The following is a 3,011-nucleotide window of genomic DNA, read 5'->3' as shown; positions in this document are numbered from 1 at the left end:
AAAGTTTTACGTACTTTAACTGAATCAACCTATGAAATTCAGCCTCAGCAAAGTCATTATGAATCTCTCGAAGTAGATGAGTTCTGGAATTTTGTTGGAAATAAAAAGAATAAACAATGGCTTATTTACGCCTATCATCGAGAAACAGGTGAAATTGTTGCTTATGTTTGGGGTAAACGAGATTTAGCTACAGTCTAACAATTGAAGACAAAGCTTAAACAATTAGATATTCACTACACCCGAATTGCAAGTGATCATTGGGACAGTTTCATCACTGCTTTTAAAAATGGTAAGCAAAGTATTGGTAAATTTTTTACTGTAGGTATTGAAGGCAATAATTGCAAAATAAGGCATAGAATTAGGCGTAGCTTCAGAAGAAGCTGTAATTTTTCAAAAAAGCTTGAAAACCATTTTAAAGCTTTTGATTTAGCCTTCTTTTCTTTTACATCAATAATGGCTTCATTTAAAGGCAGCATACTTTTTGAAGCACCACCAAAATTTTATGTTAAGTAGAGACTAAAAATGCCCTTGATTAAGGGCTTACAAGGGCATTTTGTATAAGGTGTATTATGTTAATTTTAGAATTTCTTCATTAGATAATTTTTGATAAGCTAAATCCATTAGGACTAATTAAGTAAATATGAGCAATTGGGTCAATGTCACACAGGATAAGTCTACAGGTATAGAACTAATTCATGCCCACTTCAAAGGCTTTGCATACGATCCTCATCTACACTCAAGTTATCTTATAGGGGTAACAGAGTTAGGACATCAACAATTCAATTGTAGAAAAAAAATTATTGATAGCTATCAAGGTCAAACTTTCATGCTTGAACCTGAAGAAGTTCATGATGGTAATGCACCAGATCCTCTCGGCTTCACTTATAAAATGATGCATTTAGATCCAGCATGGTTAAAAAAAAGCTATGAAGGAATATTTAATGAGCCTATCGAACTTGCTATCGAATCAACCCTACGTTCTGATCCTCAACTTTCACATTTGATACTTTCAACCTACAATATATTGAATAACAATGAATCTCAATTGATGAAAGATACGTATTTAGATCTTTTATTAGAAAACTTAGGTGGCTCACACCATTTTTGATGAAGATGACTGTGAAATCATACGAATCATTAGTGCAAGGCAAGTGACTAAAGCGGAGCGAAACAAATATGAGCATGGTTAGATACTCACGCAAAGAGCTGAATGAGAAATTTGGTGAGAAGCAAGATGCTGAAATTCAACGCTTGCTTGCTAAAGGCACGGTTCCTGATGATCAGCTAGATCTATCAGATATTCCTGAAATTACCGATTGGAGCAGTGCTGTACGCCAAAATCAATTTTACCGCCCAGTGAAGCAACAAACTTCAATTCGGTTAGATGCTGATGTACTTGCTTGGTTCAAAGCACAAGGCAAAGGTTATCAAACACGAATGAATGAAATTTTACGGGATGCTATGCTGAAAGAATTAAAAAATCATCAATAAAAATGGGAGCTTAAGCTCCCATTTTTGACTTCGCATAACGCCCATTATGTTAATTTTAGTTTTCCTTAATACGACAAAAATATCTACTTCATTTCACGAGAATTTCTTTTGCTAAAAGTTCTTCTTTCGTTACACCGAAATATCTTATTTCTAATTTAGGCCTGCCTAACATCTTTAAAAGATTGTTTTCATCATTTATATTTTTTATAGCTTTGCTTACACAATCAATTACGTCATTAGTTTTAGAAATAGCTTCTTTTTCAGATACTTGATCGCTTACTTTTCGAGATATTAAGTCATCAAAATATATCCTATATTCTTCACAAACTAGATAAAAATAAGGGTCTAATCTATCTAAATCATATTCAGATTCAAAGGGTTTACGATCTAATAAATCTTTTTCAGGATAAATAATCAATTGTCCTGCATCGAACCAAAACTCCACAGAAAAATTATCAAACTCAATTCCATTTAAATCATTACTAAAATTTTGAAAATACTGTAATAAAAGATTTTCTATATCCTCTAAAAACTCTTTATTCTTAATATCAAATATTAAAGATTCATTAGAAATAGCTTTGATACAATCTTCTTGAATATCTAACCCCTTTAAAGTCATTTTTACTCCATTTAAATTTTTAGGTTTTGGTGCATTAAGAATTTTGATTAACTTAACATAATGGCGGTTATACGAAATTCACCGTTTCGAGCCCCAAATATCAAGTTTATTTCTTGCATAAATGTATCCTATAGGATACATTCTACTTATGTACTCAATATATACCACTGAAGTCTTTGATGACTGGTTCACCAAGTTAAAAGACCAGCAGGCAAAAAGACGCATACAAGTCCGAATTGATCGGGTTGAAGATGGAAACTTTGGAGATACTGAGCCGGTCGGTGAAGGTGTTTCTGAATTACGTTTCTTCTTTGGGCCAGGCTATAGGATTTATTACTGCAAGCAAGGGCAAAGGGTTGTTATTCTTTTAGCAGGCGGAGATAAGTCTACGCAAAGTAAAGATATAAAACTTGCCCTGCAATTGGCACAAGATTTAGAGGAGGAGCTATAAATGGCTATTAAACTTCGCAAATGGGACAGTGCTGAGCATCTTAAAACAGAGGATGATATGCAGGCTTACTTACAAGCATGTATTGAAGAATCTAATGGCGATGCCGCATTCATTGCAAAGGCTTTAGGTAACATTGCAAAAGCTAAAGGAATGGCTCAATTATCACGAGATACAGGCTTAGGCCGAGAAAGTCTTTATAAAGCACTTTCTGGTGATGTTAACCCTAGTTTTGATACTGTGATTAAAGTTGTAAAAGCACTGAATTTACGCTTAGCAATTTAAAAAAAGTTATTAAAAAATGGAGCTTTAGGCTCCATTTTTTATGTTATTCCCAAGTAGAAATGTCCTACCTAATAACCAAATAGAAATGTCCTATATGGACATTTCCAAGTCAAGCACAGGATTTAGATTTCGTTGTTCAATCGCTGTTTTCTGTGCACGTCTGCTTGG

At 33.8% G+C, this 3,011-nt stretch carries 5 protein-coding genes and 2 pseudogenes; 6 read left to right on the top strand and 1 reads right to left on the bottom strand.

Annotation, left to right across the window (positions count from 1 at the left end; translation table 11 throughout):
* The 4 genes and pseudogenes from FTU50_RS15040 to FTU50_RS15030 form a co-directional block, all read left to right on the top strand.
* A pseudogene (locus FTU50_RS15040) lies at nt 1-467 on the top strand (IS1 family transposase); the annotation flags it as partial.
* A 173-nt stretch (nt 468-640) separates the two neighbouring features.
* The gene (locus FTU50_RS15035; protein ID WP_373683202.1) at nt 641-1,108 is read left to right on the top strand and encodes an AraC family ligand binding domain-containing protein; all 468 of its coding nucleotides are present in this window, start codon (nt 641-643) and stop codon (nt 1,106-1,108) included.
* Nucleotides 1,089-1,190, top strand: a pseudogene (locus tag FTU50_RS15750) (BrnT family toxin); the annotation flags it as partial. The gene FTU50_RS15035 and the pseudogene FTU50_RS15750, both read left to right, overlap by 20 nt.
* Nucleotides 1,177-1,491, top strand: coding sequence for a BrnA antitoxin family protein (locus FTU50_RS15030; protein WP_004728120.1), 315 nt, complete (start codon nt 1,177-1,179; stop codon nt 1,489-1,491). The pseudogene FTU50_RS15750 and the gene FTU50_RS15030, both read left to right, overlap by 14 nt.
* Nucleotides 1,492-1,579: 88 nt before the next feature.
* Here the strand turns inward: FTU50_RS15030 and FTU50_RS15025 are convergent, their stop codons facing one another.
* Nucleotides 1,580-2,110, bottom strand: a complete 531-nt coding sequence (locus tag FTU50_RS15025; protein WP_000172759.1) for a hypothetical protein — start codon at nt 2,108-2,110, stop codon at nt 1,580-1,582.
* 148 nt (nt 2,111-2,258) lie between these two features.
* Between FTU50_RS15025 and FTU50_RS15020 the strand changes: the two genes are divergently transcribed.
* Nucleotides 2,259-2,561: a type II toxin-antitoxin system RelE/ParE family toxin gene (locus FTU50_RS15020; protein WP_000286964.1), complete on the top strand. Its 303-nt coding sequence runs from the start codon at nt 2,259-2,261 to the stop codon at nt 2,559-2,561.
* A complete protein-coding gene (locus FTU50_RS15015; protein WP_000985609.1) occupies nt 2,562-2,843 on the top strand; it encodes an addiction module antidote protein in 282 nt (93 codons plus the stop codon).
* Nucleotides 2,844-3,011 lie beyond the last annotated feature (168 nt).

The sequence above is a fragment of the Acinetobacter sp. YH12112 genome, assembly GCF_013418945.1.
In the GTDB taxonomy this organism is placed as follows: domain Bacteria; phylum Pseudomonadota; class Gammaproteobacteria; order Pseudomonadales; family Moraxellaceae; genus Acinetobacter; species Acinetobacter indicus.
This window is presented reverse-complemented; position numbering and strand designations above follow the sequence as displayed.

Excerpts from the sequence above, each read along its gene's own strand:
- FTU50_RS15035 (WP_373683202.1), top strand. The coding sequence starts at position 641 with ATGAGCAATTGGGTCAATGTCACACAGGATAAGTCTACAGGTATAGAA.
- FTU50_RS15030 (WP_004728120.1), top strand. The coding sequence starts at position 1,177 with ATGAGCATGGTTAGATACTCACGCAAAGAGCTGAATGAGAAATTTGGT.
- FTU50_RS15025 (WP_000172759.1), bottom strand. The coding sequence starts at position 2,110 with ATGACTTTAAAGGGGTTAGATATTCAAGAAGATTGTATCAAAGCTATT.
- FTU50_RS15020 (WP_000286964.1), top strand. The coding sequence starts at position 2,259 with ATGTACTCAATATATACCACTGAAGTCTTTGATGACTGGTTCACCAAG.
- FTU50_RS15015 (WP_000985609.1), top strand. The coding sequence starts at position 2,562 with ATGGCTATTAAACTTCGCAAATGGGACAGTGCTGAGCATCTTAAAACA.